Source organism: Micromonospora sp. RTBAU3-60, from assembly GCF_054963695.1.
Genome location: NZ_JBUEGB010000001.1, coordinates 286,998 through 302,438, shown reverse-complemented (window position 1 = coordinate 302,438; position 15,441 = coordinate 286,998). Strand labels below are relative to the sequence as shown.

Below are 15,441 nucleotides of genomic sequence, written 5' to 3'. Positions count from 1 at the left end.
CCCCCGTCGTCAGCCGCTCGGCTGGTACTGGCCGGTCAGCCGGCCGAGCTTGAGGGCCAGGTGCAGGCAGAGCCGTTCGTTGCCGTCCTTCAGGTCGGCGTCGGCGAGCAGTTCCACCCGCTGCAGCCGGTAGTACAGCGTCGTCCGGTGCAGCCGCAGTCGCTCCGCCGTGGCGTGGGCGTTGCCGGCCAGGTCGAGATAGGTCTCCAAGGTCTCCAGCAACACCTGGTGGGCCTCGTCGTCGAGCAGCCGGCCCAGCCCCGGATGCACCCGCGCGACGTCCAGGTGGCGGGCGTCCATCCCGGACAGCAGCCGGTAGATGCCCAGCTCGGACCAGAGCACCACCGGACCCAGGGCGGGCAGTTGGACAGCCACCCGGGCCGCCTGGAAGGCCTCCTGGTACGACAGCACGCTGTCGTACAGGCGCGGTCGGTCGTCCCCGATCCCGACAACGGTCCGCGCCACCGACGCCAGCCCCCGGATGGCCCCGCGCAACGCCTGGTCGAGTTGCGCCGCGGCGTCCGCCGCCGCGAGCCGCCCGGTGTTGCGCCCACCGCACAGCAGCAGCACCCCGTGATCGTGCCGGACCAGGTGCAGCGTCTCGCGCGATCCGACCCAGTGCCGGGTGGCGACGAGGGCGTGCTCCAGCGCGATCCGGGCCGCGTCGTCGAGCACCCCGTCCGGGGCCACGACGAGCTGGGCGACCAGAGCGGTGACCTGACCGTCGCTGGTGACCACGCCGTCGGTCAGCAGCGACCGGACGGCCTCCCGCCGGGCCTCCGGGGACTCCACGAGCAGCGTCCGGGTCGCCTCCGCCTCCCGCTGCGAGGCCAGCTCGCCGAGCAGGTTCTCCCGGTAGAGAGCGAGCGACAGGTCCGGCATCGCCTCGGCCACCGCCGAGATGTCCTCGTCGGTCATCCCGTTGGTCTCGTCGATGAACCACACGAAGCCCAGCAGCAGGTCCTGGTGCCGGATCGGCACACACACCCGGGGCAGGAGGTCCAGTTCCGGGCAGGCCGGGGTGCGGACCGGCTCCCGGGCCTCCATGATCCCGATTTCCCGGGCCCAGGCGATGACCTCCGGGGTGGTGTGCCGGCGCAGGATCGAGCTTCGGCGTACCCCGTCGATCACCCCGCTGTGCTCGCTGTAGACGACGACCCGCTGGCGCCGGTCCTCGATCAGAGCCGGCCGCTTGACCCGCGCCGCGACGCGGTCGACGATGCGTTGCAGCTCCATGCGCATGCGCTTCCCCCGGCCAGCCCGATCCCTGCGGTGTCGCCGCTCGGCCCCGGCTGGCTGTTGTGCGGGTAGGACCGTTGGCAAACCTTCCCGATGATGTTGACCCGGCCGCAATCCTCGTGCCAGTGCCGCGACACCTAATCTCGATAAACCCTGGACGGTTTCGGCATCTGTCGGAAGACCCACGGCGGGCTTCGCCCCTAACGTTTGCGGAAGCCGGCCCGAGAGGCCAGGTGGGGGCGTCCTGCCGGTTGGTGTACGCCCACCAAAGCGCCAGCGTTCGAGAAGGGAACACCTCCGTGGCCGCAACCAGGCCCTGGCAGGGCGTCATCGTCGCTGTTCCCACCCCCTTCCGGGCCGATCTCTCGGTGGACTACGACCGGCTCCAGGAGCACGTGCGGTGGCTCACCGACGAGGGCTGCCAGGGGGTGTCACCCTCCGCCTCCCTGGGGGAGTACCGGGCCCTGTCCGACGGTGAGCGCGCCGACGTGGTCCGCGCGGCCGTCGAGGCGGCGCCGGCCGGCTGCGCGGTGGTGCCGGGCGTCGGCGGGTACGGCAGCCGCCAGGCCCGGCGGTGGGCCGAGCAGGCGCGCTCGGTCGGTGCCCAGGCGGTGCTCGCGCCGCCGCCCGTCGGTTACCCGGTCGGCGCCGCCGAGGTCGTCGCCCACTACCGCGAGGTCGCCGCGGTCGGGCTGCCGGTGGTGGTCTCCGACGATCCGGTCGAGGGCAGGACAGATCTGACGCCGGACCTGCTGGCCCGGATCGCCGAGCTCGACGGCGTGGTGGCGGTGCGGGTGTCCGACGTACGGCGGCTGCACCGGGTGCGTGACCTGTGCCCCCACCTCGACGTGCTGGCCGGGGCGGACGACGTGCTGCTGGAGTTGACCATGTGCGGCGCGACGGGGTGGATCGGGCACTGCGCGAACGCCCTGCCCCGGCTCAGCCTACGCCTGCACCGGCTGTGCGCCGCCCGCGACCTGGCGACGGCGCTGCCGCTGTACGCGCAGCTGCACCCCCTGCTCGGCTGGGCCTCCCGGCCGGAGGCGGTCCAGGCGGTGAAGCTGGCGATGGGGCTGGTCGGCCGGTACGGCGGGCCCTGCCGGCCACCCCGCGGCATGCTGCCGCCGGAGACCGAGACGCAGCTGTGCCGGGACGTGCGGCGGGCGCTGCGGGCCGACGTCGAGGCGTAGCCACACCGGATCGGGCCCGGATGTCGTCCTGCACGTGTCGGAAGTGGTCGGTCCACCTGCCGACATCTGCACGGTGACCGTACGCCGGCCGGCTCCTAGATTCGGATCGGGTGTGATCACGCGGGACGACGAGTGGCCCGTATCGCGACAACTCGGGCTCGGCGCGTCTGACGTCGCGCCGTGAGCCGGAACCGTCGCTCGATCGCCCCGCCGATGAAGCCCCCGACCTGAAAGGTGACCCGATGCACCTTCTACCCCCCAGGCGCGCGGTGTGGCGTTCGGTGCTGGCCGCCGCGGTCACGGCCGTCGTGGTCGCGTCCGGCGCCACCGGGCCGGCCGCCGCCGCACCGGGCGACCTGGACGGGACCGCCCCGTTCCAGGTGCTCGACCCGCAGAACTGGCAGAATCCCGACGCGATGACCTGGGACGACTACAAGCCGGTTCCCAACAAGAACTGGGCCGACCCCGCCGTGCGCGGGTCGGTCCGCAACTTCAAGATCGCCCTGGTCACGCTCGACTACCCGGACCAGCCGTTCGTCGTCACCCAGCCGGCGAAGTCCTCGGTCTTCGGCAACCCCCAGGCGACCGCCGCGAACATCCCGCGGAACCAGGTCGCGCAGTTCTACTCGGACTTCCTCAACAAGCCGGGCGACCTCAACCGGGGACACACCCTGCACGAGTACTGGATGCAGGACTCCAACGGCCGCTACGGCGTGGACCTCAGCGGCTTCGGCCCGTACGAGATGCCGGCGAAGTCCTACCAGTACGGCATCGACAACGGCTTCAACCCCGGCGCCTGCCCGTCGGGTGAGGCGTGCGCGAAGAACATCCGTACCGACGGGCTGGGCGCCTGGCGCGCGGCGGTCGGCGACGCGGTGGCCAACAGCTTCGAGCTGGTCTTCATTCTGTCGGCCGGTCAGGACGAGTCCTCGACCTGGCAGGAGTTCGGCCAGATGATGTTCCAGAACAAGGAGGACGTGCCGGACGCGTGGGGCCCGCCGGACCCCAACCTGCCCAACTACGCGAAGACCCGGTACGTCGAGTGGACGTCCTGGAAGGCGGCCGCCACGATCTGGCCGAACGCCGGTGGTGGCTCGTCGACCCAGGCGGAGAGCTCGGGCATGGGCGTGTACGCGCACGAGCTGAGCCACCTGCTGAGCATCGGCGACAACTACAACAACCCGTACGGCGTTCCGTTGCGCCGCGCGTACACCGGCATCTGGAGCATGATGTCGCGCGGCTCCTTCAACGGCCCGGGCGGACCGCACACCCGCTGGCAGATCCCCCCGGTCAACGGTGGCTCGATGGGATCGCTGCACACGCTGCGGGACAAGCTGAAGATCGGGCTGGTCGGTGAGGAGCACGCGCTGCGGCTGTCGCGGGAGGGGCTCGCGTCGTCCGGCCTGGTCGTCGCCGACGTCACCGCCCGCGCGGTCGACGCCGGCCCGGGTGGGCTGACCGGCATCAACATCGCGATGAACGCCGACCGCTCGCCGGCGTGCAGCACCACCACCGACCCGCTCTGCGACGGCGGCCGGTTCAACAACTACACCGTCGAGGTCGTCCAGCGGATGGGTGCGGACTCGTTCACCCCGGACAACGGCGTGCTGATCAGCAAGACCAAGAACACCGACAGCGCCCCGTTCGTGTGGGTCGTGGACGCGAACCCGCAGGACATCGACATGGTGGACTTCTACCAGCCGAACGGCACCCCGCAGAAGATCACCATGGGCGACTACCGGCAGCTGTCGGACGCGCTGTTCCACGCCGGCGCCAACTCCGGCAGCGAGTACGAGTACGTGGACGAGGCCAACCGGCTGCACTTCTACGTGCTCAACCTCCGCCGCGACGGTGCCGGGGTGCTGTCCTACACGGTGGCGGTCCGGTCGCTGGACGGCGCCGGCCCGAGCGAGCACGGCGTGGCCCTGTCGAAGGGCTCCCTGGTCACCCGGGGCGAGCCCACCGGCAAGGGCGCGAACTGCACGTTCGACCTGACCAACACCGGCCGGTACGTGGCCGGCGAGCAGGTGCACCCGGAGGACGCCAGCGCGTACCTGAAGTCCGACGTGTACCGGCTCTCGGCGACCGTCGACGGCAAGGGCTGGCGGGTGCAGCTGCCCAACGAGCTGGCCACCGCCGAGTTCGGCGCCACCACCCCGGTCGGCGTCTCGGTCGGCGCCACCGCCGACGCGGCCGCGACCACCCTGGTGACGCTCACCGCCACCTCGGAGAGCGACCCGAGCAAGACCGTGACCAGCCAGTGCCGGGTCGAACGGCCCCGGGCGCTGCTCGGCTGACCCACGGAAGGGCCCGGGGCGGTGGGGACCACGTTCCCCGCCACCCCGGGCCCGCCCCGACGATCTGGAGGACAGATGCGGCGTCTGCTGGCAGCGGTCGTGCTGCCGTCGCTGCTCACCGGCGCACTGGCCGGGTGCGGTGGTGCCGACGAGGCCCGGTCGGCGATGACCGTGCGGGTGCTGGTGCGGGACATCAACATCCGGCCGGAGGGCGTGGAGTGCGCCGGCACCGGCCCGTACACCCACTTCCACAACCGCGCGCCGTTCCAGGTGATCGACGCCGGCGGGCGGACGCTGGCCGAGGGCGCGCTGTCCTCCGGCACGTCCGTGGCCACCTTCGAGGAGGACCTGGAGGTGACCCGCGTCCCGACGTACTGCGAGTTCTCCATACCGGTCGAGCTGGCTGCCCGGGACGCCTACCGGCTGGTCGTCGACGGCCACCCGGCGATCGACCTCACCTCGAACAGCAGCGAGGGGCCGGCGCTGGTCGCCGTGGTGCCCTCGTGACCCGCCCGTACGCCGTCCGGCTGGCGGCCGTCGCGCTGGCGCTCGGCGCGGTGCTGTCCGCGACCGCCTGTTCCGGCGGCGGCGACGACGCGCCGGCGCGGACCGAGACCGTCGCCGGTGGGGCATCGGCGCTGCCCGGCCCGGCGCCGGCGGGCCTGGCGCTGCGACCGGCCCCGTCCGGCGCGCCGGGCGCCCCGGCCGTCACCGGCCCGCTCACCGACGGCAGCCCGATCGCCTTCGCCGACCTGTGGGCCGACCGCCCGGTCGTGCTGGTCTTCTTCAGCTCCTGGTGCACCGCCTGCGCGCAACGGCAGGACGCCCTCAGCGAGCTGGCCCGCACCCACCGGGACAAGGTCGTCTTCGTCGGGGTGGTCACCGAGGACAAGCCGGAGGATCTGCAGCGCTACCTGCGGGAGCACCGGGTGGAGTATCCGATCGTGGTCGACGACGACGGCGCGATCTGGCGGTCGTACGCGGTCCGCGAACCCCCAGCCGTGGTGCTGGTCGCCAAGGGCGGTGCGCTGCTGCGGGGCTGGCCGGGCGGCGTGGACGCACCGACCCTCGACGGCCAGCTGCGCCAGCTGGTGCTCGCCCCCTGACCGGCGCCGCCGGCCGTCAGCGGCGTCCGGACTCCAGCCGCGCCACGGCGTCCACCACCTCGGGGAACGCGTCGATGAACAGGTCGACGTGGCGCGGGTCGAAATCCGCGCGCCGCCGTACGCCGCTCTGCAGGCAACCGACGAACGACAGTCCCGCCTTCCCGGCGGCCTCGGCGTCACCCGGCGAGTCGCCCACGTAGGCGCACTCGTGCGGGGCGAACCCGGTGCGGGCGAGCAGCTCGTCGAAGGCCCGGGGATCGGGTTTGCGGTAGCGGGTGTTGCCGGCGTGGAAGACGGCGCTGACCCGCTCGGCCAGGACGTGGTCCGGCGCCAGCAGGTGCGCCATCTCCGCCTCGGTGCGCGAGGTCAGCAGCAGCACCGTCCGCCCCGCCGCCACCAGCCGGTCCAGCGCGCGCAGGTTCTCCGGCGGGATCACGTCGAGCCGGCCGGCCGCGACGTAGCGGTGCAGCACGTCCGGGTACGCCGCCGCGAACCGGTCCAGGTCCACCCCCGGCGAGCGCTGCCGCATCGCCTCCAGCAGCGGCTGCCCCCAGGTCGCCAGGTGCACGGCCCGCGGCATCGGGTCGCGGCCGATCCGCCCCAGCACCTCGTTCTCGAGCTCGAAGCACGCCGCCTCGGTGAGGCACAGCGTGTCGTCGACGTCGACCGCGACAGCCCGGATCACCCGGCCACGTCCCCCCGTTCGTCGAGCGTGCGGCGCTGCGGGTAGACGGTCTCGCCGCGGGCCAGCATGGCGACGAACTGGGCGATGCGGCGTTCCCGGGTGTCGGCACGCTTGGCGCTGGTGAGCCGGTACAGGATGGCGTACCGGTTCTGCGCGGTGAGGATGTCGAACATCGCCCGGGCCCGGGGCTCCGCGGCCAGCGCGGCGGCGAGGTCCGCCGGGACCTCCGCCGCGGCCTGTCCCGCGTAGGCGGCGTCCCAGCGGCCGTCGCCCTTGGCGCGTTCCACCTCGGCGATCCCGGCCGGGTGCATGCGGCCCTCGGCCAGCAGCCGGGCCACGATGCCGACGTTCCGGGCCGACCAGGGGCTACGAGCCCGCCGCGGGGTGAACCGTTGCCGGTAGGTGCTCTCGTCGCGGCCCTTGACCTGCCCGTCGATCCAGCCGTGGCAGAGGGCCTCATCGAGCGCCTGGTCGTAGCTGAGGGTGGTGGGCCCCTGGCTGCCACGCTTGGCCAGGACCAGCCACACCCCGGTGGGGTCGGCGTGGTGTTCGCCGAGCCACCGCCGCCAGGCGGCGGCATCCGGGACGGTCAGCTCCGGCAGGTCACCGCTCACGTCAGGTTCTCCACCGGTGGATCATCCCACCGCCGGCGGTGGCCCGGGCGGAGCGTCCGTCACTGCGGCTTCCGGGTCTTCGACGGCGACAGGGTGGGCAGCGGGGGCAGCGACGGCGACCCCGTCGGCGGCGGTGTCGACGAGTCGGTCGGGCTGGGGCTGGACTCCGAGGGCGTCACGCTCGGCGTCGGCCGCGTCGTGGGCCGGGGCGCGGAGGTGGTCGGCGCCGGCTGCGCCGGGCCGGTGGTCGACGGGGCATCGTCCGGGAACTTCGGGTCGTCGAACCGGTACTTGTCCGGGTCGAGCTTGAGGGACTCGGTCGCCTGCGCCATGAACTGCCGCCAGATCGGCCCCGGGCCGCTGGCGCCGTACACCTCGTAGCTGCCGTCCTTCGTCCGCAGCGGCTTTCCGTCGGTGGTGCCGAGCCAGACGGCGGCCGCGAGAGCGCCGGTCCAGCCGACCATCCAGGTGTGCACGTTCTGCGTGGTGCTCTGCCCGGCCTGCCAGGTGCCGGTCTTCCCGGCGGAGTCCCAGCCGTTGTCCAACTTGGCGGCCTTGACCCGGCGCAGCGTCCAGTCGAGCTGGTTGATCGCCTCCTCGTTCAGCCCGAGGTCCGTCGTCTTCAGCTGCTCGGTGTAGATCTTGTCGTCGCCCTTGGTCACCGACCGGACGAAGTGCGCCTCGGCGCGCTTGCCGCCGGCCGCGAAGGTGGCCATCCCGTTGGCGTGGTCCTGCACGGTGATGCCGTACTGGCCGATGCCGACCTCGGTGGAGAAGCGCTTCGCGACCTCGTCGGTCGGCTTGTCGCGCAGGTCCACCCGCTGCGGCTGCGGGTTGCCCTGCACCGTCTCCCACATGGAGTCGACGCCGGCCCGCTTGGCCATGTCCATCACCTTCGCGACCCCCAGCTTCTCGGTCAGCTCGAAGTAGGTGACGTTCAGGGACGCGACCGTGGCCTCCCAGAGGGCGCAGTTCGGCTGGCACGGCGCATGTTCGGCGTTGCGGATGGGGCCGGCCGGGCTGGCCTTGGTCCGCCCCGACTCGGGGAACTCCTTGGTGTCCGGCGAGTCGAAGTGCTGCTTCACGGAAACCTTGTTCTCCACGGCGGCGGCCAGGTCGTACACCTTGAACGACGAGCCCGGCGGGTGCTGGCCGAACCCGTGCGCCTGCCCCTTCTCGTCGTAGTACCAGCCGGCGTAGTCCGCGCCGGTGCTGCTGTTGCCGCCGTAGTAGCCGAGCACCCGCCCGGTGCCCGGTTCCACCGCCACCAGGGCGGCCTGCCAGTTCTTCGGCTGGCCGCGGACCGCGTCGGGGGCGGTGCCGCGCCGGATGTCGGCGGCCGCCTCGGCCGCGTCCTGGACCCGCTTGTCGATGGTGGTGACGATCCGGTAGCCGCCGTCGCGGATGACCTCGTCCGGCTTGCCGCGGAACTGTTCGGTCTGGCGCAGCTCGCTGAGCACGTGGTCGACCACCAGGCCGGTGGGCCGGTCGAGGCCGGACTGGCCGGCGTCCGGGTCGATCGGCTTCACGTCGTCCGGGTACGCCAGGTTCGCCGCCTCCTCCCGCGTGAGGTAGCCGAGCTTCACCATGCCGTCGCGGATGTAGTTCCAGCGGTCCATCGAGTTCTGCCGGGCCGTCGCGTTGCGCCGCGGGTCGTAGCCGGGGGAGCCCTCGGGATCGTTCGGATCCGCCTCCGGCTGCTTCACCATCGCGCAGAGCACCATCGCCTCCGCCTGGGTGAGCTGCTGGGAGGCGGGCGCGTCCCGGCGCACCGTCTTGCCGAAGTAGGTCTGCGCGGCCGCCTCGATCCCGTACGCGCCCCGGCCGAACGGGACGGTGTTCAGGTAGAAGCCGAGGATCTCCTCCTTGCTGTACTTGTCGTCCAGCTTCCAGGCGATGACCGCCTCGCGCAGCTTCCGGGAGTAGGTGACCCCGCGCAGGTCGGCGGCGACGCGGGCGTACTGCTGGGTGATGGTGGAGGCGCCCTGCCGCTGCCCGCCGGTGAGGTTCGACCAGGCGGCCCGGAGCACGCCGCTGAAGTCGATGCCCTTGTTGGTCCAGAAGGTGCGGTCCTCGGCCGCCACGATGGCCTGCTTGGCCGAGTCGTTCATCTGGTCGTACGGGACGATGGTGCGGTTCTCCGCGCCCAGCTTGGCCATCGGCGTGCGGCCGTCCGAGTAGTAGACGGTGGTCGACTCCGGGAGTTTGAGGTCGGTGGGCGTGGGCACGCTGTCGAAGTAGTAGCCGCCGGCCAGCACGCCGGAGCCGGCCAGCAGCGCGAAGACCGCCAGGAAGATCAGTATTCGCCGGCGCCGACGTGGCCGCCCCGGCCTTGGGGCGGTGGCACCCCCGACGTGGTCGCTGTCACCGGTTGGAAGCATCCGCACCCGATACCCTCCGACTGCTCGGCCGAATCGTGTCCCTGCCTCGGCCCGCCAGGCTAGCGGACCTGCGGTGACAACGGCGGCAGTCGCCGCCGCCGGGTGTGATGCTGGTCGCCGCCGCGCTGCTGCCGTGCGGACCAGCTCGGCCGCGCCCCGTGATCGGGTGGCTACCGGCTGGCATCACCGGACGCCGCCGCGACGGTGACGGGCAGCGGGGCGCCCCGGTCACCGTCGCGGCTCCGGCCGCTCAGTGCAGCGCCCACCGGTGGACCGGGCCGTTGCGGGGCAGGACGAGTGGACGGCGCACCGGCGAGCGGGCATTGCGGCTGGACCGGCCGGTCCAGAACGGCGACAGCCGCCACATCGAGTAGGTGGTCGTGTCGCCGTCGAGCGGGAAGGCGTCCCGGTGGGTGTAGCCGTGCCGCTGAAACAGCTCGCGGCCCGCCTCGGTGAAGACGTCCGCGTACGTCGGCAGGCTCAGCGTGTCCATCCAGCGCTGCGACCTGGCGAGCACGGCCGCGGCGTGGCCCGACTCCGCCGGGCCCGGTGCGGCGAGCAGGGCCAGATGGTTGTGCGGCTCGGTGGGCCGGCGCGCCGCGAGGCTTCGGCCGAGCACGAGGAAGCGGTCCCGGTCCGCGCCGCACGCGTCGTCGAGCCGGTCGGCGTACCGGGCCGGCGGTGGGATCGGCCGGTAGCGGTGGAACCAGACGGTCGCGGCCGTGCCGTCCGGGAGCAGGAACGCGTCGCCGAAGAGCAGCGCGTGCTCGGCCCAGATCCGGGCCACGGTGGCGAGGACGGCCGGCCGGCGGTGCTCGTCGGGGACGAGCCAGGCGCCGAGGTCGGTGGGTGCGAGGGCCTCGGCGGCGAGATCGGCGATCCGGCCGATGTCGCACCACCGGGCCCGGACGACGGGCATGCTCACGTTCATGGGTAACTCCTGGTCACCATCGTGATCGGGTACGTCGGGGAAGGGATGCCGGCGTCGGCGCGGACCGCCGCGGGCCGGCACGGGCCACCAGGGGCCGTCAAGGCACACGGGTACGCGGGGGCCGCCTGTGCCGTGCGGACGGCACGAAACGGCCCGCCGGTCAGGCGGGCCGGGTGCCCGGGCGGGGCGAGCGGGAGGGGAGAGCGCCGCCACCGGTCGGTTGGCAACGGTGTCCGGCCAGGCTGGGCGGTGTCCATGCCGACGTGGGGGCGTCGGCCGGGCCGCCGTGGACGGTGCCGGACGCGCCGGATCCGCTGGTGCCGGGGAAGGTCGTGGCCGGCGCGGAGTCCGCGTCCGGCCCGACCGGATGCGGGCCGTCCGACCCGGCGAGACGCGGCAGGGACGAGAGCTGTGTCGTGGTGGGCCGATCCGTCGGGGCGCTGCCGGGTGCGGGTTCCGAGGCGGCTCTGGCCGGGGCGTCGACCGGTCCGGTGGCCGGCCCGACGCAGCCCGGGCCGGTGCCGGGCATCGGCTCGCCGACCGGGCCGTCGCCGGGCGTCGGTTCGCCGACCGGGCCGGCCGGCGGCGTCGCCGCGGGTGGCGGATCCACCAGGTCCGTCACCGGTTCGAGGGTCTCGAGCACGGGATCCAGCGGCTCGAGCACCGGATCCAGCCCTTGCCAGACGGGCGAGAGGACCGGGGCGAGCGGCTGCGTCACCGGACGGAGAGCGTCGGCCACCGGGGTGAGCACGCCGGTCCGCACGGGCTCGGTGACCGGCCGTAGCGCGTCGGCCACCGGGGCGAGCGCTCCGCCGCGCACCGGGTCGGTGACGGGCCGTAGCGCCTCGGCCACCGGGGTGAGCACCCCGGAACGGACCGGGTCGGTGACCGTGCCCAGGACGTCACCCACCGGTGCCAGTGCGTCCCCGCCGAGCAGCCCGGTGGCCGGGCGGGGCGCCTCGGCGGGCTTCGGCGCGCCGGCCCGCGCCGGTGGCTCCAGGTGGCGGGCCGGCGGGGCGGACACCCGGCCCGGCCGGGGCGAGGCCCGGTCCGGGGCCGGGCGGCTCGGTGCCGTCCGGGTCGGCGGCGGCGCCGGGCGGGAGCCGGGTGCCGCCGGCGGGGTGGGTGGGGCCGCGACGTCGGCGGGCGCTTCCGGTGCCGGTGGAGGTGCCGCCGCCTCGAGGACCGGGCGGAGGATGCCGGCGAGCAGGTCGGCGGCGGCGTCCACCGGCGCGGCCGGCGGACGCTCGGCGGCGTAGGCGGCCGGGCTGGTGGCGGCCTCGTGGGCGCCCCACGCCACGACGACCCCGCCGAGCAGGAGCCCGAGGCGCAGCGCAACGCGCGTCCACCGCCCGCCTCGTCGAGTCATCCCAGCACCTCTCCGGCCACCGGCCATCGCCAGCGATCAACGTCCGCACTCTACCGAACGCAGTCGATTGATCACAGGGTGCCGCTGGTCGAAGTCGGCGCGTCGCGCGGTGTCCAGGCGTGCCCACGCCGGCCGCTGGGTACCACCGGGGTCATGAGCACGCCCACTGCCGACCGCCCCGTCGTCGACCCGGCCACCCCGGCGGCCGGCGTCGTCGCGGTCGTCGCCCACCGGAAGAAAACCTTCGGCGGTGGCCTCGACGAGCTGCGCACCCGCCTGGTCGCCGCCGGGGTCGGCCAGCTCCTCTGGTACGAGGTGCCGAAGAGCCGCAAGGCGCCGAAGAAGGTACGCAAGGCCCTCGACCGGGGCGCCGAGCTGATCCTGGTGTGGGGCGGCGACGGGATGGTGCAGCGCTGCGCCGACGCCCTGGCCGGGACGGAGGTGCCGATGGCCATCCTGCCCGCCGGCACCGCGAACCTCTTCGCCGGCAACCTGGGCATCCCCACCGACCTGCCCGAGGCGGTCCGGATCGCCCTGCACGGCCCGCGACACAGGCTCGACCTGGGCCGGCTCAACCGGGAGCACTTCGCCGTGATGGCCGGCGCGGGCTTCGACGGCGACCTGATCCGCGACGCCGACCGCAGGCTCAAGGGCCGGCTGGGCCGGGTCGCATACGTCTGGACCGGGCTACGGCACGTACGCGGCGAGCTGGTCCGCACCCGGATCCGGGTGGACGGCGCCGACTGGTTCGACGGCGAGGCGAGCTGCGTGCTCTTCGGCAACGTCGGCACGATCACCGGCGGCATCCCCGCCTTCGACGACGCCCGCCCCGACGACGGCGCCCTGGAGATCGGCGTCGCCACCGCGAGCGGCGCGGTCGACTGGGCACGGACGCTGGGGCGGATGGCCGCCGGCCGCTCCGCCGACTCGCCGTTCGTCCGGATCACCCGTGGTCACCGGGTCCGGGTGCGCTTCGCCGCGCCGAAGACGTACGAGCTGGACGGCGGCGCGCGGGGCACGGCGCGGCGGCTGAAGGTGAAGGCGGTGCCCGGGGCGCTGACCGTCTGCTGCCCTGACTGAGCCGAGCCGGGCCAGCCGCCGGGTCACGCCGCGGACGGCCGCGGCGCAGCCGATCCCGACGGCGAGCGAGGCGACCAGTGCCAGCTCGGGCGACCACGGCCCGACCACCGGCAGCACCTGCCAGTGGGTCAGGTAGATCCAGAGGGAACTGCCGGCCAGCACGGCGGCCGCTCGGTTGATGGCCGGCAGGCTGGGCAGCCGGGGCACCCAGACCAGCAGGGCGAAGCCGGCCACGATGAACGCCTCCCGGTACGGCTGGCCGAAGAACCCGGGCACGGTGAGCGCGGCGACGGCGGTGACCACCACCCGCTGCGCGGTCCCGCGCGCCCGGGCGGCCGCCCAGCCCAGCGCGAAGAGCCAGCCGACGACCACCGACTCCGGCACGTGTCCGCGGGCGGCGAGACCGGGCAGGTCGTACCGGGTGACCAGGCCGAGGATGGCGAGCGCCAGCGGCAGCCCGAACGGGTATCGGCGTTCGATCCGGTCCACGGCCGGTACGGCGATCAGCACGGTGACCACCAGGAGGAGGTGGACCAGCGCCTCGATGAACCAGAAATGCCACTGAGTCGCTCCGTCGTGCGGGCCGAGGACGCCGTTGAGCAGCAGCACGTTGGCCAGCGTGTAGTCGCCGGTGACCGCGCCGGCCAGGGCGATCCAGGCCACCGACGGCAGCACGATCCGGCCGACGGCGCGGACGCCGCCGCGTACCCGCTCCCGCCGGGGCGCGGTGGTGAGCTGAAAGCGGGCGAAGTTGAACCCGGCGACGGCGAGCAGCAGATGCGCGCCGCCCTTGATGGTGAAGACCGGGATGTGTGAGCCGACGATGACGACGATCGCCAGCGCCCGCAGGGCCACGCCGGTTTCCAGCACCCGACGCCGGGCCGGCCGGGCTGGCGCCGGCCGGGCCAGCTCCCGGATGGGGGTGGTGTGCCAGTCGGCGGGCAGGTCGCCGAGGAGAACCTGCAGGCGGACGGACGCCTCCACGTAGGACAGCGAGTCGCCGCCCAGGTCGACGAAGCTCTGGTCGGGGCTGACGTCGGGCTGGTCCAGCAGTTCGGCGTAGAGCCGGCAGACCTGGTCCGGACCCGCCCCGGAGGGCGCGGAGGCGGGCACTGGCGGCGCGGCGAGGGCGCGGACGGCCGCCAGGTCCGGCTTGCCGTTGCCCAGCCGGGGCAGCTCGGCCAGCACGTGCGCGCGGACCGCGCGGGCCGGCAGCCCCGCCGCGGCGGCGGCCAGGCGGCGCACCCGGTCGGGGTGGTGAGCGCCGGTCGCGGCCACCACCAGCTCGCGGTCGGTGCCGACGCAGTACGCCTCGACGCCCGCCCGCCGCAGCCGCTCCGCCACGCGCCGTGGGTCGACCCGCAGGCCGAAGATCTTCGCGAACTCGGCGGCCCGCCCGACGATCTCGTAGAGCCCGTCCGGCGCACGCCGGGCCACGTCGCCGGTGTGCAGCTCCGTGACGGTGCGCCCGAGGGCCAGGTCGCTCGGCCGTTCGGCGTAGCCGAGCATCACGTTGGGTCCGGCGTAGACCAGCTCGCCGGTGTCCGGCTCGGGCCGGTCCGGCAGCGGGCGCAGCCGGAACGACCCGCCGGGGATCGGCAGCCCGATCGCCTCCGGTCGGTGTTCGGCCAGCTCCGGCGGCAGGTACGCCATCCGGGCGGTGGCCTCGGTCTGGCCGTACATGACGAAGAACCGCCAGCCGTGGCGGCGGCCGAGGGCGGCGTACCTGGTCACCCGTTGCGGGTCGAGTCGGCCGCCGGCCTGGGTGAGGTAGCGCAGGTCGGGCAGGTGCATCCGGTCGAAGCCGACCCGGTCCAGCAGGTCGAAGGTGTACGGCACGCCGGCCAGGGTGGTGCCGTGCGCGGCGTGGAACAGCTCCCAGAAGCAGCGGTCGGTGACCGATAGTCCGGTGAGGATCAGCGCCGCCCCGCGGAGCAGGTGGCTGTTCACCACCGACAGGCCGTAGCAGTAGTGCAGCGGCAGGGTGGTGGCGGCCCGGTCGGTGTCGCGGATGTCCAGATACTCGGCGATCGCTTCGGCGTTGGCCTGCAGGTTCGCCGACGACAGCCGGACCAGCTTGGGGGAGCCGGTCGAGCCGGAGGTGCTGAGCAGCAGCGCCAGCTCGGGGTGCAGCTCGTGGCGGCTGCCGGGGCGGCGCTCGTCCACCACGAGTTCCCCGTCGACGGGGCCGATCACGACATCCGGGTCGTACGCCTGGGTCAGCTCGGTGGTCGCGGTGTCGTGGTCTCCGGGCACCAGCAGCAGGGGATGTCCGCCGGCCAGCGCGGCCAGGTACGCGACCAGCTCGTCGGCCCGGTTCGCGCCGGCGAGCAGCACCAGCCGGCGGACCGGGCCGAGCCGGGCGACCAGCTCGCTGACCCGCTCGGCCAGCTCGGCGTAGCTGAGCCGGCCGTCGGCGGTGATCACTGCCGGCCGGTCGCCGTGCCCGGCCAGGGCGCGGACGAACGGCGCCGGCCCGGTGTGGGGGAGGACGCGCATGGCGACAGGTTAGGGGAGCCTCACCTAATTTCCAACGAGGGGGCGGCTTG

General features: G+C 73.9%; 11 protein-coding genes and 1 pseudogene. 5 read left to right on the top strand and 7 right to left on the bottom strand.

Annotated features, from left to right (window positions below; all coding sequences use genetic code 11):
- Positions 1-9 precede the first annotated feature (9 nt).
- Positions 10-1,236 (bottom strand): PucR family transcriptional regulator, encoded by a 1,227-nt coding sequence (locus tag ACY34I_RS01190; protein WP_462751579.1) that lies wholly within the window; start codon positions 1,234-1,236, stop codon positions 10-12.
- Between the two features lie 302 nt (positions 1,237-1,538).
- Between ACY34I_RS01190 and ACY34I_RS01185 the strand changes: the two genes are divergently transcribed.
- The 4 genes from ACY34I_RS01185 (at position 1,539) to ACY34I_RS01170 (ending at position 5,832) form a co-directional block, all read left to right on the top strand.
- Positions 1,539-2,429 carry a dihydrodipicolinate synthase family protein gene (locus ACY34I_RS01185; protein ID WP_462751577.1) on the top strand — a complete coding sequence of 297 codons (891 nt, stop codon included), beginning with the start codon at positions 1,539-1,541 and terminating at the stop codon, positions 2,427-2,429.
- A gap of 242 nt (positions 2,430-2,671) precedes the next feature.
- Positions 2,672-4,726, top strand: a complete 2,055-nt coding sequence (locus ACY34I_RS01180; RefSeq protein WP_462751575.1) for a M6 family metalloprotease domain-containing protein — start codon at positions 2,672-2,674, stop codon at positions 4,724-4,726.
- Between the two features lie 75 nt (positions 4,727-4,801).
- Positions 4,802-5,233 (top strand): hypothetical protein, encoded by a 432-nt coding sequence (locus ACY34I_RS01175; RefSeq protein ID WP_462751573.1) that lies wholly within the window; start codon positions 4,802-4,804, stop codon positions 5,231-5,233.
- Positions 5,230-5,832, top strand: coding sequence for a TlpA family protein disulfide reductase (locus tag ACY34I_RS01170; protein WP_462751571.1), 603 nt, complete (start codon positions 5,230-5,232; stop codon positions 5,830-5,832). The genes ACY34I_RS01175 and ACY34I_RS01170 overlap by 4 nt, the downstream gene beginning before the upstream one ends.
- Before the next feature lie 16 nt (positions 5,833-5,848).
- Here the strand turns inward: ACY34I_RS01170 and ACY34I_RS01165 are convergent, their stop codons facing one another.
- The 5 genes from ACY34I_RS01165 to ACY34I_RS01145 all read right to left on the bottom strand — a co-directional run bounded on the left by ACY34I_RS01165 (position 5,849) and on the right by ACY34I_RS01145 (position 11,812).
- On the bottom strand, positions 5,849-6,517 hold the full coding sequence (locus ACY34I_RS01165) for an HAD family hydrolase (RefSeq protein WP_462751569.1): 669 nt from the start codon (positions 6,515-6,517) through the stop codon (positions 5,849-5,851).
- Complete coding sequence (locus ACY34I_RS01160) at positions 6,514-7,131, bottom strand: YdeI/OmpD-associated family protein (RefSeq protein ID WP_462751567.1); 618 nt, start codon at positions 7,129-7,131, stop codon at positions 6,514-6,516. Before ACY34I_RS01160 ends, ACY34I_RS01165 begins: the two co-directional genes overlap by 4 nt.
- A gap of 59 nt (positions 7,132-7,190) precedes the next feature.
- Positions 7,191-9,512 (bottom strand): transglycosylase domain-containing protein, encoded by a 2,322-nt coding sequence (locus tag ACY34I_RS01155; protein ID WP_462751925.1) that lies wholly within the window; start codon positions 9,510-9,512, stop codon positions 7,191-7,193.
- A gap of 250 nt (positions 9,513-9,762) precedes the next feature.
- Entirely contained in the window at positions 9,763-10,443 is a 681-nt protein-coding gene (locus tag ACY34I_RS01150; RefSeq protein ID WP_462751565.1) for a hypothetical protein, read from the bottom strand.
- Between the two features lie 160 nt (positions 10,444-10,603).
- The gene (locus ACY34I_RS01145) at positions 10,604-11,812 is read right to left on the bottom strand and encodes a hypothetical protein (RefSeq protein WP_462751563.1); all 1,209 of its coding nucleotides are present in this window, start codon (positions 11,810-11,812) and stop codon (positions 10,604-10,606) included.
- Between the two features lie 153 nt (positions 11,813-11,965).
- Between ACY34I_RS01145 and ACY34I_RS01140 the strand changes: the two genes are divergently transcribed.
- Complete coding sequence (locus tag ACY34I_RS01140) at positions 11,966-12,892, top strand: diacylglycerol/lipid kinase family protein (protein ID WP_462751561.1); 927 nt, start codon at positions 11,966-11,968, stop codon at positions 12,890-12,892.
- On the opposite strand, the pseudogene ACY34I_RS01135 reads toward ACY34I_RS01140, so the two are convergent.
- Positions 12,830-15,391: pseudogene (locus tag ACY34I_RS01135) on the bottom strand (AMP-binding protein); the annotation flags it as partial. The gene ACY34I_RS01140 and the pseudogene ACY34I_RS01135 overlap by 63 nt on opposite strands.
- Positions 15,392-15,441 lie beyond the last annotated feature (50 nt).

Coding starts and splice junctions, on each gene's coding strand:
- ACY34I_RS01190 (WP_462751579.1), bottom strand. CDS start 1,236: ATGGAGCTGCAACGCATCGTCGACCGCGTCGCGGCGCGGGTCAAGCGG.
- ACY34I_RS01180 (WP_462751575.1), top strand. CDS start 2,672: ATGCACCTTCTACCCCCCAGGCGCGCGGTGTGGCGTTCGGTGCTGGCC.
- ACY34I_RS01175 (WP_462751573.1), top strand. CDS start 4,802: ATGCGGCGTCTGCTGGCAGCGGTCGTGCTGCCGTCGCTGCTCACCGGC.
- ACY34I_RS01155 (WP_462751925.1), bottom strand. CDS start 9,512: ATGCTTCCAACCGGTGACAGCGACCACGTCGGGGGTGCCACCGCCCCA.
- ACY34I_RS01150 (WP_462751565.1), bottom strand. CDS start 10,443: ATGAACGTGAGCATGCCCGTCGTCCGGGCCCGGTGGTGCGACATCGGC.
- ACY34I_RS01145 (WP_462751563.1), bottom strand. CDS start 11,812: ATGACTCGACGAGGCGGGCGGTGGACGCGCGTTGCGCTGCGCCTCGGG.
- ACY34I_RS01140 (WP_462751561.1), top strand. CDS start 11,966: ATGAGCACGCCCACTGCCGACCGCCCCGTCGTCGACCCGGCCACCCCG.